The sequence below is a fragment of the Microbacterium sp. STF-2 genome (genome assembly GCF_034650155.1).
GTDB lineage: Bacteria > Actinomycetota > Actinomycetes > Actinomycetales > Microbacteriaceae > Microbacterium > Microbacterium maritypicum_A.
The window spans coordinates 390,330-406,654 of record NZ_JARKMW010000002.1; the positions used below are offsets into that span (position 1 = coordinate 390,330).

At 69.1% G+C, this 16,325-nt stretch carries 18 protein-coding genes; 5 read left to right on the plus strand and 13 right to left on the minus strand.

Features of this window, described 5'->3' with window-relative positions; genetic code table 11:
• Window positions 1–66: 66 nt before the first annotated feature.
• Both MicroSTF_RS15740 and MicroSTF_RS15745 read left to right on the plus strand, forming a co-directional pair.
• Window positions 67–1,035 (plus strand): ABC transporter ATP-binding protein, encoded by a 969-nt coding sequence (locus MicroSTF_RS15740; protein ID WP_051668050.1) that lies wholly within the window; start codon window positions 67–69, stop codon window positions 1,033–1,035.
• Window positions 1,032–1,805 carry an ABC transporter ATP-binding protein gene (locus MicroSTF_RS15745; protein WP_029258607.1) on the plus strand — a complete coding sequence of 258 codons (774 nt, stop codon included), beginning with the start codon at window positions 1,032–1,034 and terminating at the stop codon, window positions 1,803–1,805. The genes MicroSTF_RS15740 and MicroSTF_RS15745 overlap by 4 nt, the downstream gene beginning before the upstream one ends.
• 92 nt (window positions 1,806–1,897) lie before the next feature.
• On the opposite strand, the gene MicroSTF_RS15750 is transcribed toward MicroSTF_RS15745, so the two are convergent.
• From MicroSTF_RS15750 to groES, 3 genes are all read right to left on the minus strand, one after another.
• A complete protein-coding gene (locus MicroSTF_RS15750) occupies window positions 1,898–3,154 on the minus strand; it encodes an ABC transporter substrate-binding protein (protein WP_021198914.1) in 1,257 nt (418 codons plus the stop codon).
• A 144-nt stretch (window positions 3,155–3,298) separates the two neighbouring features.
• Complete coding sequence (gene rarD, locus MicroSTF_RS15755) at window positions 3,299–4,228, minus strand: EamA family transporter RarD (RefSeq protein WP_292761648.1); 930 nt, start codon at window positions 4,226–4,228, stop codon at window positions 3,299–3,301.
• A gap of 178 nt (window positions 4,229–4,406) precedes the next feature.
• Window positions 4,407–4,703, minus strand: coding sequence for a co-chaperone GroES (groES, locus tag MicroSTF_RS15760; RefSeq protein ID WP_017203655.1), 297 nt, complete (start codon window positions 4,701–4,703; stop codon window positions 4,407–4,409).
• A gap of 158 nt (window positions 4,704–4,861) precedes the next feature.
• On the opposite strand from groES, the gene MicroSTF_RS15765 reads away from it, so the two are divergent.
• Entirely contained in the window at window positions 4,862–6,067 is a 1,206-nt protein-coding gene (locus MicroSTF_RS15765) for a THUMP-like domain-containing protein (RefSeq protein ID WP_167253267.1), read from the plus strand.
• A 7-nt stretch (window positions 6,068–6,074) separates the two neighbouring features.
• Here MicroSTF_RS15765 and MicroSTF_RS15770 read toward each other — a convergent pair whose 3' ends face one another.
• From MicroSTF_RS15770 to MicroSTF_RS15815, 10 genes are all read right to left on the minus strand, one after another.
• Window positions 6,075–6,938 (minus strand): hypothetical protein, encoded by an 864-nt coding sequence (locus tag MicroSTF_RS15770; RefSeq protein WP_322956984.1) that lies wholly within the window; start codon window positions 6,936–6,938, stop codon window positions 6,075–6,077.
• Window positions 6,939–7,302: 364 nt separating this feature from the next.
• A complete protein-coding gene (locus MicroSTF_RS15775; protein WP_322956985.1) occupies window positions 7,303–8,445 on the minus strand; it encodes a hypothetical protein in 1,143 nt (380 codons plus the stop codon).
• Window positions 8,446–8,448: 3 nt separating this feature from the next.
• A complete protein-coding gene (locus MicroSTF_RS15780; RefSeq protein WP_029258611.1) occupies window positions 8,449–8,934 on the minus strand; it encodes a hypothetical protein in 486 nt (161 codons plus the stop codon).
• Window positions 8,931–9,998 (minus strand): tRNA (adenosine(37)-N6)-threonylcarbamoyltransferase complex transferase subunit TsaD, encoded by a 1,068-nt coding sequence (tsaD, locus tag MicroSTF_RS15785; protein WP_029258612.1) that lies wholly within the window; start codon window positions 9,996–9,998, stop codon window positions 8,931–8,933. Before tsaD ends, MicroSTF_RS15780 begins: the two co-directional genes overlap by 4 nt.
• Window positions 9,995–10,483: a ribosomal protein S18-alanine N-acetyltransferase gene (rimI, locus tag MicroSTF_RS15790; RefSeq protein ID WP_315070847.1), complete on the minus strand. Its 489-nt coding sequence runs from the start codon at window positions 10,481–10,483 to the stop codon at window positions 9,995–9,997. The genes tsaD and rimI overlap by 4 nt, the downstream gene beginning before the upstream one ends.
• A complete protein-coding gene (gene tsaB / locus MicroSTF_RS15795) occupies window positions 10,480–11,103 on the minus strand; it encodes a tRNA (adenosine(37)-N6)-threonylcarbamoyltransferase complex dimerization subunit type 1 TsaB (RefSeq protein WP_029258614.1) in 624 nt (207 codons plus the stop codon). Before tsaB ends, rimI begins: the two co-directional genes overlap by 4 nt.
• Before the next feature lie 59 nt (window positions 11,104–11,162).
• Entirely contained in the window at window positions 11,163–11,534 is a 372-nt protein-coding gene (locus MicroSTF_RS15800; protein WP_021198923.1) for a flagellar assembly protein FliW, read from the minus strand.
• Entirely contained in the window at window positions 11,531–12,412 is an 882-nt protein-coding gene (locus MicroSTF_RS15805; protein ID WP_029258616.1) for a flagellin, read from the minus strand. The genes MicroSTF_RS15800 and MicroSTF_RS15805 overlap by 4 nt, the downstream gene beginning before the upstream one ends.
• A gap of 13 nt (window positions 12,413–12,425) precedes the next feature.
• Complete coding sequence (gene flgK, locus MicroSTF_RS15810; protein ID WP_021198925.1) at window positions 12,426–13,835, minus strand: flagellar hook-associated protein FlgK; 1,410 nt, start codon at window positions 13,833–13,835, stop codon at window positions 12,426–12,428.
• A gap of 13 nt (window positions 13,836–13,848) precedes the next feature.
• Window positions 13,849–14,331, minus strand: a complete 483-nt coding sequence (locus tag MicroSTF_RS15815) for a flagellar protein FlgN (RefSeq protein WP_021198926.1) — start codon at window positions 14,329–14,331, stop codon at window positions 13,849–13,851.
• Between the two features lie 196 nt (window positions 14,332–14,527).
• Between MicroSTF_RS15815 and MicroSTF_RS15820 the strand changes: the two genes are divergently transcribed.
• A complete protein-coding gene (locus tag MicroSTF_RS15820) occupies window positions 14,528–15,328 on the plus strand; it encodes a sigma-70 family RNA polymerase sigma factor (protein ID WP_029258617.1) in 801 nt (266 codons plus the stop codon).
• A gap of 108 nt (window positions 15,329–15,436) precedes the next feature.
• Window positions 15,437–16,267, plus strand: a complete 831-nt coding sequence (locus MicroSTF_RS15825) for a flagellin (RefSeq protein ID WP_021198928.1) — start codon at window positions 15,437–15,439, stop codon at window positions 16,265–16,267.
• Window positions 16,268–16,325 lie beyond the last annotated feature (58 nt).

Genomic DNA, 16,325 nt, shown 5'->3' on the forward strand with positions numbered 1-16,325 from the left:
CTGACCCCCGAACAGGTCCCCGGCCCCGGCGATGACGCCGCGACGGCTGCGCCGTCCACGGGGAGCATCCGCCGCCCGAAGACGACCGGCCTGACCAAGGGAGAGGTCAAGCCCGGCGTCGCCAAGGTGGATCCGATCCTCGTCGTCGACGCGGTCCAGCGTCGTTTCGGTGGCCTGACCGCCGTCGACGTCGATCACCTCGAAGTGCCCCGTGGCGCGATCACCGCTCTGATCGGCCCGAACGGCGCGGGCAAGACGACGCTCTTCAACCTGCTCTGCGGATTCGACAAGCCCAACAGCGGCACCTGGTCGTTCGACGGCACCAGCCTCTCCGGGGTGCCGTCGTTCAAGGTGGCCAGGATGGGGCAGGTGCGCACGTTCCAGCTGACAAAGTCGCTCTCGCTGCTGACCGTCCTCGAGAACATGAAGCTCGGCGCTCCGCATCAGCGCGGCGAGGGCTTCTGGTCGAGCCTGTTCCCCTTCCTCTGGCGCGCACAGGACACCGAGATCGAGGGCAAGGCGCGGGAACTGCTGACACGCTTCAAGCTCGACGCCAAGGAGAAGGACTTCGCCGCATCGCTCTCGGGAGGTCAGCGCAAGCTCCTCGAGATGGCCAGAGCGCTGATGAGCGATCCGACGCTGGTGATGCTCGACGAGCCGATGGCCGGCGTCAATCCCGCCCTCACACAGTCGCTCCTCGACCACATCCTCGACTTGAAGGAGCAGGGGATGACCGTGCTCTTCGTCGAGCACGACATGCACATGGTCCGCCACATCGCGGACTGGGTGATCGTGATGGCCGAGGGCCGCGTCGTCGCGGAGGGGCCTCCCGACGAGGTCATGGAGAACCCGGCGGTCGTCGATGCCTACCTCGGTGCGCATCAGGACCTCGACCTGGGAGCGGTCACCGGGCGCATCCCCGTGCTCGAGGACGCCGCGGCGATCAGACTCCGCGAGAAGATCGAAGCAGAAGCGGAGGCCGAGCTCGAAGCGAGCGACCCGGTCTCCGGGACAGAGGGAAAGGGCAGCGCATGAGCGCGGAGACGCCGACGAACGCACCGCAGGCCATACCGCAGGACGACGTCGTCGTCGAGCTGACCGATGTCCATGCCGGGTACCTCCCCGGAGTGAACATCCTCAACGGTGCGAACCTCATCGCCCGCCAGGGGGAACTGATCGGGATCATCGGCCCGAACGGCGCCGGCAAGTCGACCCTGCTGAAGGCCATCTTCGGTCTGGTGAACGTGCGCAGCGGCGACATCACGGTGAAGGGCGAGAGCATCGTGGGCCTGAAGGCCGACAAGCTCGTCCGGCGCGGGGTCGCCTTCGTGCCGCAGACGAACAACGTCTTCCCCTCTCTCTCGATCGAGGAGAACCTGCAGATGGGGCTCTACCAGAACCCCAAGATCTACACGGAGCGGCTCGAGTTCGTGACCGGCATCTTCGCCGAACTGGGAAAGCGGCTCAAGCAGCGCGCAGGCTCCCTCTCCGGCGGCGAGCGGCAGATGGTCGCGATGTCGCGCGCGCTGATGATGGATCCGTCGGTGCTGCTGCTCGACGAGCCGTCGGCCGGCCTCTCCCCCGTGCGTCAGGATGACGCGTTCATCCGGGTGTCCGACATCAACAAGGCCGGCGTCACGACGATCATGGTGGAGCAGAACGCCCGACGCTGCCTGCAAATCTGCGACCGCGGGTATGTGCTCGACCAGGGCAAGGATGCCCACGAGGGCACCGGGCGGGATCTGCTGAACGACCCGAAGGTGATCGGTCTCTACCTCGGAACGCTCGGCACCGACGCGGCCTGAACCGCCGACGCCGACGCGGCGACACCACGACAGGACATCACACGACAAAGGCCCCGGATCGGATCCGGGGCCTTCGTCATGTGATCGTCTGATCAGTTGGTGCGGGTGATCATGTTGTCGGCACCGTACTTGTAGATGCCGATCGATGCGCCCTGCGGGTCGCCGGCCTCATCGAAGGTGATGTCGCCGGAGTAGCCGTCGTAGTCGGCCGTGCCGCCGTCGTTGATGATCTTGGCGCACTCGGCGAAACTGGTGCACTTCTTGCCGTCGCCGGAACCGCCCGAGACCTCCTGCATCTTGGCCGCGATGTCCGCGCCCTCGGTGGAGCCCGCCGCCAGCGACGCCAGAGCCACGAGGATGACGGCGTCGTACGCCTCAGCCGCGTAGGTGAAGTCCTTGACCTCGGGGTTGCCCTCGCCGGTCCAGTAGTCCTGCAGACGCGAGGTGAAGTCGTCCGCGAGCGCAGGACCGGCCTTGGTTCCCTGCGCGCCCTCGAGCGAGACCGGGATCTCCGTGCCGTAGTCGGACAGGTTGCCGTCGACCATGTAGAACTTGTCGGCCGAGATGCCGGCGTTCACCAGCAGCGGTGCGATGGTTTTGAACTGGTCGAACGACACGATCGCGACCGCGTCGGGGTTCTGCGCCTTGATCGACTCGACCTGCGCGTCGAACTGCGCGTCGCCCACGTTGAACGAGACCGACTCGACGACCTCGCCGCCGGTGCTCTCGAACGTCTTCGTGATGGCGTCGTTGAGGCCGGTGCCGTACGCGTCGTTCTGGTAGATGATGCCGAGCGTCTTCGCGCCGTCCTCGGCGATCAGGTTGCCGAGCACCTCGCCCTGCAGCAGGTCACTGGGGGCGGTGCGGAAGTACAGGCCGTTGTCATCCCACGTGGTGAAGTCGGGCGACGTGTTCGACGCCGAGATCTGCAGGATGCCTGCGCTCACGTTGCCGTCGAGGATGAGCTTGGAGACGCCCGACGCCGCGGCGCCGACGATGGCGGAGACGCCCGCGCCCTGCAGCTTGGTGATCGACGTCTCGTAGGCCTTGGTGTCGGTATCGCCCTCGTCTTCGGCCGTCAGGTCGATCGTGACGCCGGCGGCGGCGTCGTTGACCTCCTGGACGGCGAGCCCGACACCGGACTCCATGGGCGGGCCGAGGAACGCCAGCGAACCCGTCTGCGGAAGCAGCGAACCGAGCTTGAGCGTCAGATCGGCGGCGGGCTTGTCGCTGCCGCCGCTCTCCGAGCTCGGAGTGCTGCTGCAGCCGGCGATGACGATGGCGGATGCACTGATCAGTGCGATCCCGGCGAAGACCTTCGCTGTGCGCGAGCCCTTCAATGCGTTCATGATGCTCCCTTGCGTAACTGAACGTGGATTGTGGCCACAATCGGGTGCTCTAACACTAGGGCGTGAGTCCCGCGCACAGGGGTCGCAAGTATCTCGGTGCGTTAACGATCCGACACCCGGTCCCTCTGCGGATGAATCCGGGGATCAGGCGGGTTCGGCCCGGGGAATCCTGCGCCCCCGACGCGCGGCGAGCAGCAGGTCGACGATGAAGACGCCGATCGCGATCCACACGATGATGAAGCCCGCCCAGCGTTCGGCCGGCATCGGCTCATGCAGCACCAGGACGCCGATGAGGAACTGCATCACGGGGGTGATGAACTGGATCATGCCGATCACGGTGAGGTTGATGCGTCGGGTCCCCGCGGCGAAGAGCAGCAGCGGGACGGCCGTGGCGACACCGGCGAAGGCCAGCAGCAGCGCGTGCGCCCAACCGTTCGTCCCCATCGTGATCCCCGTGGTCTGTGCGACGACGATCAGCTGCACCACCGCGATGGGGATCAGCCAGAACGACTCCAGTGTCAGACCGCTGACCGCATCGACGGCAGGGCCGATCTTCTTCTTGATGAGTCCGTAGACCCCGAAGGACGCGGTGAGTGACAGCGCGATCCACGGGAACTCCCCGTAGGCGACGACGATCACGATGACGGCGATCGCGGCGATGCCGATCGCCGCCCACTGCAATCGGCGGATGCGCTCCTTCAGCACGAAGACGCCGAGCAGGACGGTCGTGATCGGGTTGATGAAGTAGCCCAGACTCGTCTCGACGACGTTGCCGCTGAGGGTTCCGATCAGGAACACCTGCCAGTTGACGTAGATCAGCAGCCCCGCGAGCGCCGTCCAGCCCAGCAGCCGGGGTTGCCGGATGATGACGCCGAACGCCGCCCAGCCGCGCATGACCGTGAGCAGCAGGAGGCAGAAGACGAACGACAGCAGGACGCGCCAGGCGACGACCTCCCACGGCCCCGTCGGAACCAGGAGGAGGAAGTAGAGGGGAAGCACGCCCCAGAGGAGGTAGGCCCCACCGGCGTAGGCGACGCCGGCGGTCTGCGTGGCGCGTGTGGTCTGTGGTGGCACCGCACAACCCTATGCCCGCGGCGGCGTCGCGAACGGCGCCGCCGGCCCGTCGATCGCAGTTCGGCAGGAATCGGACGCTCGCTGGCGGATGCAGAAGGGGCCCGGATGCGATACGCATCCGGGCCCCTTCGATGGCCTTGCCCGCCCCTCAGGAGAGACGGGAATCAGGTTCCGCAGATCAGCGGACGACGACCGCCAGGACGTCGCGGGCCGACAGGACGAGGAACTCGTCTGCGCCGAACTTCACCTCGGTGCCGCCGTACTTGCTGTAGAGCACGCGGTCGCCGACGGCGACGTCGAGCGGAACACGGTTGCCGTTGTCGTCGATGCGGCCGGGGCCGACCGCCACGACCTCGCCCTCCTGGGGCTTCTCCTTGGCGGTGTCGGGGATGACCAGGCCACTCGCGGTGGTCTGCTCGGCCTCGACCTGCTTGATGACGATGCGGTCCTCGAGCGGCTTGATGGAAACCGACACGGTCTACCTCTTCTTTCTTGACGCTGACACGAAAGACTTGTTCGCACTCTCAACCCGAGAGTGCTAATCCAGTCTAGGCGCTCGGCTGGCACTCACGCAATGCGAGTGCCAGTGCGCGCCGCAGTTCGACGACTCGCACGGGCAATTAGGCTGAGCGGGTGGAGATGTCCGAGCTGCGCGCCCTGCTGACCCCCGCCGGTCTCGAACTGCTCGACGCGGTCGGGCCCATCGAATCGACCGCCGATGTCGCCCGCACCGTCTCGCGGCTGCGCGCGGGCGGCCACTCCCCCGAGCTGGTCTCCGCCGTCGTCGGCCAGGCCCGCCTGCGCTCCAGGGCCACCGCGAAGTTCGGGCCCTTCGCCGCACGCATGCTGTTCACCCGCGCGGGGCTGGAGCAGGCGACGAGGCTGGGCGTCGCAGCCCGGCATGCGCAGCGGATCCGTCACGCCGGTTTCACCCGTGTCGCCGACCTCGGCTGCGGAATCGGCGGTGACGCCCTGGCCTTCGCCGGCGCCGGACTCGATGTGCGCGCCGTCGATGCCGACGACGTGACCTCGGCGATCGCCGCCTACAACCTGGCCCCGTTCGGCGACAGCGCGGTCGTCGACCATCGCACGGCCGAAGACGCCTTCTCGTCGCTGGACCCGGGGAGCGCGGTCTGGATGGACCCGGCCAGACGCACTTCGGGTCACAGCGAGACCCGACGCGTCTCGGCCGACGACTACTCCCCCTCGCTGGACTGGGCATTCGAGGTGGCGGCTCACCATCCGACCGGTATCAAGCTCGGACCGGCACACGACCGCGACGCCCTGCCGGTCGACGCCGAGGCGCAGTGGGTCAGCGCCGACGGCAGCGTGGTCGAACTGGTCGTCTGGAGCGGCGCGCTCGCCCGGGAAGGGGTGCGGCGTGCGGCCCTCGTGATCCGCGACGAGCGCTCGCACGAGCTGACGGCGCCGGCGGACGCCCCCGATGAACCCGTGCGCGAGCTCGGCGCATTCGTGCACGAACCGGACGGCGCCGTGATCCGTGCGCGGCTGATCGGCGAGGTCGCCCGGAGCCTGGAGGCGGGGATGCTCGACGAGCACATCGCCTATCTGACCTCCGACGCGGCGTTGACGAGTCCTTTCGTGCAGTCCTTCCGGGTGCGCGAGACCCTCCCGGCCCATCCCAAGGCGATCAACGCCGCCCTGCAGGCGCAGGGCATCGGGCGCCTGGAGATCAAGAAGCGCGGAGTCGACGTCGATCCCGCCGCGTTCCGCAAGAAGCTCACGCTGCGTGGGGACCAGGAGGCGACACTCATCCTGGCCCGCATCGGCGATCAGCGCCGCGCGATCCTCGCCGACCGGGTGCCCGCAGCGAACTGACCCCCGCTCAACGCTCCGCGTCGCGACCCGGCGGCTCGACCACGATGGGGTCACCGGGAGGCGCGTCGACCCGGACGGTATCCCCCGGCTCCGCGCCGGTCACCGGCGCGTCGGTGATGGTCAGATAGGGCGTCTGCCACCTCGTGAACCGCGCCTCGAGCACCGAGGAGCCGACGACCCCGCCGGAAGCCCCGTCGACGTCATCGATCCGCGCTTCGATCCCGGATTCCGCTGCCGCGTCGAGAGATGCGCACGCCGTCAGATCGACGGCGTCGACGACGAGGCACTTCTCGATCTCGCCCTCGTGAGAGAGACGGTCGCCGACCCACACCGGGGCCGTGCGGAAGTAGCCCACGATCTCGATCGTGAACGCGAACCCCTCATCCACCAGTTCCTCTGCCCGCGTGCGCTCGCCGCCGGCGAACTGCGACGGCGCGGTGGAGGGCATCGACCAGTGCTGGAGCACGACCATCGGCTCCCCCGTCGTCGAGACGAGCATCGTGGCGTTCACACCCCCCACACCACGCGGGTCGCCTTCCGGGTCGTCGTCCGGCGCGGCGAGCGGCACGGGAAACGACACGCTCAGGCCGCGTCCGGTGTCGGCGACCGGCAGACAGTTCGACTGCGACTGTTCGCCCGCATCGAGGATCACGCAGACGATGCTGCCGTCGTCCTTGGTCGCGTACCACGCCAGGGCCTCTTCGTCCCGAGCGACGGCGCGGATCGAGCCGGGGTCGAAGTCGGCCGCGGCGAGCACCTCGCGGCGTTCCTGCTGCGCTGCCGTGAGCGGGATGCTTCCGTCTCGTGGCGCGAAAACGGCCCCACCGATGGCGGTACCGAGCGCCAGAAGCAGGACGGCGAGCGCCGACACGCCCCACCGATAGCGCCGAAGGGCACGGCGAACCGCGCCCCATGACCGTGGCGCATCCACCGGCTCAGACTCAGGCGCAGGCACAGGCACCGGCACAGGCACCGGCACCGGCACCGGCACCGGCACCGGCACAGGCTCAGGCTCAGGCGCATCCACCGGCTCAGGCGCATCCACCGGCTCAGACTCAGACAGAGGACGCTCCGGGCCGATGCTCACCGCGAGTGGCTCCGCAGGAGTCGGCGTGCTCGTCGACATCGCGGATCGTCGAGCATCCTCGAGCTCACGCAACCGCCGGAGCTCGTCATCCGTCACTACACCGTCACGGGCGTAGGCCCTGCGCCGGAGCGCGCGGAGCTCGTCGGCGTCAGCCTCCCCCTGCACGGCCGGCACCCCCCTCACGCCTGATCGTCAGAGAGGAGTTCCCGTTGCTCGCGGTCGGAAGCTCGAGGCGCACGAGCTCGCCGCTCGCATCGTCGAGCACGTTCAGCACCAGCGTGGCACCCTGCTCCTGCATCGTGAGTGCATCCGCGCAGACGCGCGGGAAGCGGTCGTCCGAGCCGTCGTAGATCAGGCAGGTCTGGAAGCCCTCGAGCTCCATCCCCGTCCACACCGGCACCTCTCCGTCGTAGCCGATGACCCAGAGCGAGTTGATCTCGAACCCCTGCCCGGCGATCCGCTTCGCCTTCTCCGCCTCCTCGGCGTTCTCGTAGATGACGCCGTTGGTGGTGCCGGGACCGTACTCCGACGTGTGGACGGCGACGGCGGGCTCCCCGGAGGGGGCGAACATCAGCTGCACATTGAGCTCGCGTCTGATCTCGTCCTTCGACTCCAGCGTGACCGCGCCGAAGAGCCCCGTCCTCTCGACCGTCTCGGTACGCTCGCAGGTGGGCAGGGCCGACGGGGATGTCGCCACGAGCAGGCACGTGCTCTCTCCGTCGTCCTTGGTCGCCGCCCAGATGACCGCGCCCTGTTCCACCGCGAGGGCGCGCAGGGATCCCTGATCGTAGCGCCCACCCGCGATCAGGGCGCTCTGCCATTCCTGCTGCTGCGCGGTCAGGGCGACCGAAGCGGTGCCGGATCTGCCGAAGAGCATCCAGCCGCATCCCACACCGACGACCAGCAGCACCGCGACGGCGATCGCGGCCGCCCGCCAGTGCACGCGCAGCAGTGGGAGGACGCGCGGGGCGATGTCGTGCGAGGCTGCGTCGTCGGCAGCCGTCCCCGCCGCAAGCGACGTCTCCGCATCCGATACCTCGGCGGCATGTGTGCCCTGGCGCTCGGTTCCGGTGTCCGGGAGATCGACCGGGGATCGTCCAGCCGCCTCCGACGCGGAGGAGGTCACGGCATCGACGGGTGACGCCTCGCCGTGCGGCGCGATCGGACGCGCGACCCGGCGCTCCTCCAGCTCACGCAGTCGAACGGCATCGGCGTCGGTGAGGGACGCTTCACGCCCATAAGCCCGCGCCTGCAGGGAGCGCAGTTCCTCGAGCTCCGCCGCGTCCAGCACCGGTCAGCCGAGTCTCTCGAACTGCATGCCGGCCCAGACCAGCCAGCCCAGGCTGTAGACCGTCGCGCAGAGACCGAGCACGAGCGCCCACCGCGCGATCGCCCGGCTCTCGACAGGGCGACGCAGCGACATGATCGCCGCGATCACCGAGACCACCGCGACGGGGATGCCCCAGCCGACGAAGAACGATGCCCCGAGAGCCACGATCGCGGCCAACAGCGCCCAGGGAGCGAGACGGGTGTCGTCGATCGGCACGGATCCCGTCGACGGCTCCCACTCCGTGTCATCGGGCGCATCGATGTCCGGACCGGTCGCGACGACCGGTTCGATGCCGACAGGCCCGGTCGGCATCTTGGTGTAGCCGTCACGGCGGGCGCCGGGCAGACGAGCGTTCCCGGCCGGATGCTCGACCTCGCCGCTGGGACGTTCGATGCGCGCCGCCGGCGTCGTCGAGGGTGTCGCCTCGGGAGAGCCGGAAACGTCGCTCATGCCGACACCGCCTCCGCGATCTGGATCTCGGTCACGGGAAGCGTCGAGTCCGCACCGAAGTCCAGGGTGGACGGACGGCGGCCGGACGAGATCAGCTCGGCGGCGAGCGCCGCGATCATCGCGCCGTTGTCGGTGCACAGGGACAGTGGCGGAATGCGCACCGTGACCCCCGCGGCTCCGGCCCGTTCCAGAGCGACCTCACGCAGACGCCGGTTGGCGATCACGCCGCCTCCGAGCAGCAGCCGCGGCACACCGAGGTCGGCGCAGGCGGCCAGCGCCTTCGTGACCAGAACGTCCACCACCGCTTCCCGGAAGCTCGCAGCGACATCGGCGACCGGGACGTCGACCCCCTCGGCTTCACAGCGCTCGACCCAACGGGCCACCGCGGTCTTCAGCCCCGAGAACGAGAAGTCGTAGCGGTGCTTCGCCAGGTCGGAGGCACGGGACAGCCCGCGGGGGAACCGGATCGCGTTCGGGTCGCCGTCGGCCGCTGCGCGGTCGATCTCCGGTCCGCCGGGATACGGCAGCGAGAGCAGGCGGGCGACCTTGTCGAAGGCCTCTCCCGCCGCGTCGTCCATCGTCTCCCCCAGCAGCTCGACGTCGGTGGTGAGGTCGCGCACATGCAGCAGCGAGGTGTGTCCACCGGACACGAGCAGCGCGACGGTCGGATATTCGAGCGGAGCGGAGTCGGCGGTGAGGATGTCGGCGGCGATGTGCCCGACCAGATGGTTCACCGCGTACAGGGGCTTGTCGAGCGAGACCGCCAGGCCCTTCGCCGCGCCGACGCCGACCATCAGGGCCCCGGCGAGCCCAGGGCCGCTCGTGACGGCGACCGCGTCGAGGTCGTCCAGGCGCACATCGGCCTCGGCGAGTGCCGCATCGATCGCCGGCTGCAGCGCCTCGAGGTGCGCTCGGGCGGCGACCTCGGGCACGACGCCGCCGTATCGCGCGTGCTCGTCCATGCTCGAGGCGATGGTGTTCGAGAGCAGGGTACGTCCGCGTACGATGCCGATCCCCGTCTCGTCGCAGCTCGTCTCGATGCCGAGGACCAGCGGTTCGCTCATGACTTCGCCTCCTCGGCCGTGGTGCCCGGCACCGGGTGACCTGGCAGTTCTCGACGCATCACGATCGCGTCGACGTCGTCGGGCTGATAGTAATGCGGGCGGCGGGCGATCTCTTCGAAACCCTCGGCCAGGTAGAGCCCCTCGGCAGAGGGGTTGTCGGCCCTCACCTCGAGGAAGATCTCGCGCGCACCACGCTCCGAGGCCGCCGCGAGCAGCGCACGCAGCAGCGTCCTGCCCCGCCCCTGGCCGCGGTACTCGGCGAGCAACGCGATGGTCTGGACGTCGGCGTCGGCGCTTCCCTGCAGGGCGCGCACCCCGCCGTACCCGACCACCGCCCCCTCATGCTCGTCGACCAGGTACCGTCCGTGCGGGCTCGCCAGCTCGGCGGCCATGGTCTCCGAGCTCCAGGCGTCCGACGGGAACGACCGGTTCTCGATCGCCATGATCGCGTCGAGGTCTTCGACGGTGGCGTGGCGAAGCGTCATGTGCCCACCTTCTTCGGGGCGCCGGGGAGCGTGACGTCGGGGTGACGCATGTAGAGGGGCTCGTCGCCGGCGAGGGTGCGACCGGCCGCGAGCGCGCGTGCGCCGACCCGCGCCAGATCCGTCCCGGAGAGCGTCGCCACATCGATACGTCGGATGCCGTCGAGGTACGCGTCGGCCTCTGTGGCCCGCACGAGCACGGTGTCGGAGACGGTCACCGGGATGCCGTCGTCGTCGAGGCCGTGGAACACGGTGATCGCGACCTCGCGGCGGCGGGCGTCCGTCACGATCGCGAACGGCGCGGTCACGGCGTCGGTCTCGAGAGCGGTGAGTGCTGCCGCGAGATGGCTGGGGACGGGGATCACCGGCAGTCCGCGCCCGAGGGCGAAGGTGCGCGCTGCGGCTATGCCGATGCGCAGCCCGGTGAAGGGACCGGGTCCCATGCCCGCGACCACGTGGGTGATCTGGGCATCGCCCGCCTCGTGGAGAGCACGGACGAGGAGGTCGCCGATGACCTCGGCATGGCCGAGCGGGTCGACGGCACCGGCTTCGGCGCGGCGCGTCCCGTCGGCATCGATGAGGGCGACAGCCGTGCCCAGGGAAGTATCGACGGCAAGGATCACGACTCCAGATTAGCCGCCGCCGCCTGAGGAGAGCGGCCGACGGGAGCCCAGGTCCGGGGTCAGCCGAGCGGGGCGCGCAGCGGGTAGTCCTGATCCTCGAGGATCACCTGCGATGCGGCTCCCGTCGTCCGGTTGACGATCACCGGGGCGAGGAGATTCACGCTCACCCCCTCAGCGGACGGATGGGCGACCACGAGGATCAGCGCGTCATCCGGCGATCCCAGCGCAAGCCCCTCCGCCTGCTCGTCGGTCAGGGTCGGCGCGTACTCGCTCAGGACGCTCCGGGGATCGACGAGGTAGAGGCGCAAGGCGGAGTCGTCGACGGCGCGCATCGAGAAGAGCCCGTCGGATCCGTCGACGGGTGCGAGCGCGAAGTCGACGTGGGGGGCGAGTCCCGGCGGCGGGGCGAGGAAGGTCAGTGCGGCGGTCATCGGAGGAAGTCCATGAGCGAGGGCTGGAGGACGCGCGCATTCACGGCGAGCGCCGAGCGGTACACGAGCTCCTGTGCCTGCAGGCGCACGAGCACCTCGATCGAATCGACGTCCTCCACCGCCGTCCTGCGGGACTCGAGGGACACGGAATTCTGCACTGCCGCCTCCTTGGCGCGTTCGATCTGAGCCTGTCTGGTGCCCACGGAGCCCTGCACCGCGAGCATGGCCGTACGGCGACCGTCGATCTCGCCGAGACGGGGACCGACGTTCGTGCCGGATCGGAGGTCGGCGACGATCTTGTCGACGAGGGCGAAGACCGAGTCGTCTCCGGTGCCGTACACGGCGGCGCCGTCGGTGTCGACGCGGACGGATGCCGCGTCCGACACCCGTCGGGTGACCTCGGCTCCGGGCACCCCGCTGTGGCTGTAATCGGCAGCGAAGGCCGCGGTGTCGGAGGTACCGGCGAACACGGAGCGTCCGAGCAGCCGGGTGTTGGCCTGGGAGAGGAGCTCTTTGCGGATGCCCTCGAGCTCGACGGCTAGGGCCTCCTTGGCGGTGGCGTCGAGCGCACCGTCGTTCGCTCCCTGGGCGGTGAGGTCGCGGACGCGCCCCAGCAGGGCCGTGCTCGCGGTGATGGCCGTGTCGGCGGCGGTGACCCATGCCAGGCCGTCGTCGATGTTGCGGGCATACTGCTCGGTGCGCCGCTGCTCGGCATGCAGTGCGAGTGCGGCTGCCGCGGCTGCCGGATCGTCGGATGGGGCGGCGAACGCGCGCTGGGACGTCGCCTGCTCCTGCAGACGCGCCAGCTCGGAGAGGTTGGACTGCAGCTGGCGCATGGCCGTCTGCGTCATCGCGGATGACGTCACTCGAGAGATCACGGTGCTCCTTCGCTCAGCGTCCGACGAGACCCGTGCGGTTGATGAGCACGTCGAGCGCCTCATCCACCGCGGTCATCACGCGGGCTGCGGCCTGGTAGGCGGTCTGGTAGGTGAGCAGGCTGATCGTCTCCTCGTCGCCGTCGACCGCCGCGACCGACTGTTGTGCGCCGACCGCGGCGACCGCAGCGGAATCGGAGAGCTTGGCGCGCTGCACGTCGGCGGCCGTCGCGACGCCGAACCGGGTGACCTGATCGGACCAGATCGCATCGGGAGAGCCGGCGCGCCGGCCGATCTGGGAGATCAGGTCGGCGTTCGTCGCGTCCAACGCCCCCGACCCCGGAGCGGCGAGCGCCAGTTCGGAGGCGGATCCGACCGCGACCTTCAGACCGAGCGCTGCGGATCCGGTGGCGGGGAGGGTGAAGAAGTCGCCGCCGGCCTGGCCCGTGGAGGTGACGCCCGCGCGGTGCTGCGCGTTCATCGCGTCGGCGAGGGCCGTCGCCACCGTGTCGTAGGTCGCCGCGAGTCCGGCGAGCATGCCGCCGTCGGCCGCGGGTGCCAGAACCGAGAGCGAGGCGCCGAGCTCGCCGCCGTCGATCGACACGGGGAGATCGGGCGCGGACGCCCAGGAAAGGCTGAAGCGCTGACCGGAGTCGATCGAGGCCGGGCCCGTCAACACGAGATGGCGGGCGTCGGAACCCGAGACCAGTGCGTTGCCCCCGAGGCGGACCGTCATCGTGCCGTCGGCCTCGATCGTGGCCGCTGCCCCGGACATCCTCGCCACGTTCTGCGCGAGGACGCTGCGCTGATCCATCAGTTCGTTCGCCGAGCGACCGGAGGCGAGCGCGTCGCGGATCTCGTCGTTGAGCACCGCGATCTGGTCGGCGGTCGCATTCACCTGCGAGACCGTGCGGTCGGCGGAGTCGCGGGCGTTGCTCCATTGCGTGGCGACGTTGCGATACCCGCCGGCGATGTGCGAGGCGAGCTCCTTCGCCGATTCGAGGATGCTCGATGCCGCCGCACCCGAATCCGGGGTGTTCGCGAGATCCTGCCAGCCCGACCAGAACTTCGACAGCCGCGCCGCGAGTCCGTTCGCGGTCGGCTCGGCCAGCGATGCCTCGATCGTGGTCGCGGCCACGGCCCGAGTGGACCAGTACCCCGAGGCACCGAGGGCGTCACGCACCCTGGCGTCGAGAAGAGCGTCACCCAGTCGCGCCACCCCGTCGATGGACACGCCGTGCCCCGGGAGGGCACCGACGCTGAAACGGCCGGTCTGCGCGATCGCGGCGACCGCGGAGGTCGTCACGCGCTGGCGCGTGTATCCCTCGGTCTTCTGGTTGGCGATGTTCTGCCCGACCACGTCCATGCCGCGCCGGGCGGCGGCCAATCCGCTGGCCGCCGTGTTCAGTCCACTGAAGGTCGACATGATCCCCTCTCGGTCACATCTCGGTGTCGATGATGCGCGCAGCGTCGTCGCGTGCGCGGTCACCCTTGGTCGTGTACTCGCCGGTGTCGTGTCCGAGTGCGGCGATGGTCTCCTGCGTCGCGCGGAGCACGCCGCTGAGCTGCTCGGCATTGGCGTCGCGCATCTGCTCGACCTCGGCGGCGAGCTTCGTGAGCGCGCGCAGGTGGTCGGCGAACACCTCCTGCCATGCGCCTTCGGGGGCGTGCGCGATCAGTTCGCGGATGGTCGTCGCGTCGGGAGCTCCCCACTCCTCGGCGACGGTCGCGACCTCGACGGTGCGGGCGAGCCCCGCGCCACGCAGCCTGTCGAGTACCTGATCGATCTCGCGCGCGGCAAACTGGATCCATTGGGATCTTCCGGCGGCGAGCAGCAACTGCTGCTCATCGAGTTTGAAGAGCAGCATCTCGAGCAGTTCACGCTCGCGCCACAGCTGTATCGATAGTTCGTTGGCTCCCATGATCCCCTTTTCCCCAGTGATCGCCCCGCCTGACAACGCGGCCAAAGGTCACTATCGGCCAGCGCTCGCCTAACGTTACTATGTGGAACGGCGATGGACAGTTCTCCCCATGTACAGATCACGAGAAGTGTGATATGTGCATCTGTTCATCTCCTCGGAACTTCCGGAGTGCATCCAGAGAGGTGGATCATCCCCCATGTCGTCGCGCGCTGAGCGCAATCTGCTCATCGAGAGCAACCTCCCTCTGGTCGGATACCTCGCCGCCGAGACCCATGCCCGTGCCACCCACATCCCCCGCGACGAGCTCGCCGCCGTCGGAGCGCTCGCGCTCGTGACCGCGGCCGAGGCCTTCGACCCCGAGCTCGGAGTGCCCTTCGGCGCCTATGCCCGTCGTCGCATCCTCGGCGCCTTCGCCGACGAGATGCGCTCGATGGACTGGGCCTCCCGGGGCATCCGCAAACGCATCAAGGAGACCGTCGCCGTCCGCGAGACCCTGACCGCCGGTCTCGGCCGGACCGCCACGGCGACCGAGGTCGCCACAGCGATGGGCGTTCCGAAAGAGGTCGTCATCGAAGCGCTCGGCGATGCCGCCAGGACGCTCACCACCATCGACGATCCCTCGGCCCGGGACGTCGCCGCCGACATCCCCCTCCCCGAGGAATCCGCTCTGATCGGGGAACGGCGCGAGGTGCTCGAACAGGCCGTCGCCGCCCTTCCCGAACGGATGCGCCGGATCGTGCAGGCCGTCTACTTCGACGAGCGTCCGGTCAAGGAGATCGCCGAAGAGCTGGGCGTGACGCACTCGGCCGTGTCGCAGCAGCGGTCGGAGGCGATCCGGTTGTTGCGCGACGCCCTGGATCGGTTCTTCGCCGAAGGGACCGCACCGACCACCACGACGCGGGTCTCCGCCGGCGCCCGCGATGCCTACTTCACACGGATCGCCGACGTCGCGGGTTCCCGGATCGCCGGGGTCTTCCGCGATCCGGCACCCGCCTGAGCCGATTCCCATACGCACGGCTAACGCCCGCGTCCCCTCCGCCGATAGGTGTGACCGGGAGACCACGGATGGTCTCCCGCACAACACCATTCACGGAGGAGAACCCTTATGGGTATGCAGATCAGCACGAACGTGTCGGCCCTCAACGCCTACCGCAACCTGTCCAACACCCAGAACGACCTGTCGAAGTCGCTCGAGAAGCTGTCCAGCGGCTTCCGCATCAACCGCGCGGCCGACGACGCTGCAGGCCTCGCGATCTCCGAGGGCCTGCGTTCGCAGGTCAACGGTCTGAACGTCGCGGCACGCAACGCCCAGGACGGCATCTCGGTCATCCAGACCGCGGAAGGCGCCCTGACCGAGGTCCACTCGATCCTGCAGCGCGTTCGCGACCTGACCGCTCAGGGTGCGAACGACTCGAACAACGCGAAGTCGCGCGACGCGATCCAGAAGGAGATCAACACCCTCGGTGATGAGCTCACCCGGATCGCCGGCAGCACGAACTTCAACGGCATCAAGCTGCTCTCGGGTGGCGACACGCTGACGTTCCAGGTCGGTGCGGGCTCCGTCGCCGCCGAGGACCAGATCTCGGTCGCCCTGACCGACTTCGCCACCCTCGGTGCCGACATCAAGACGCTCGCGGCGACCATGACGGACGCGGCGACGTACGGTACCGCACTGGCGGGCATCGACACGCAGATCCAGGCGGTCTCGACCGCACGTGCCGGCTACGGTGCGCTGCAGAACCGCTTCGAGTCGACCATCAACAGCCTCAACGTGTCGGCGGAGAACCTCGCCGCTGCCGAGAGCCGTATCCGCGACACCGACATGGCGTCCGAGATGGTCAAGTTCACGTCGAAGAACATCCTGTCCCAGGCAGGTACGGCGATGCTGGCCCAGGCCAACCAGGCCAACCAGGGCGTGCTCCAGCTCCTGCGCTGAACCATGCCATAGGGTCCGGGCGCCCACCGGCGCCCGGACCCTGTCCGCTCCCGACCTG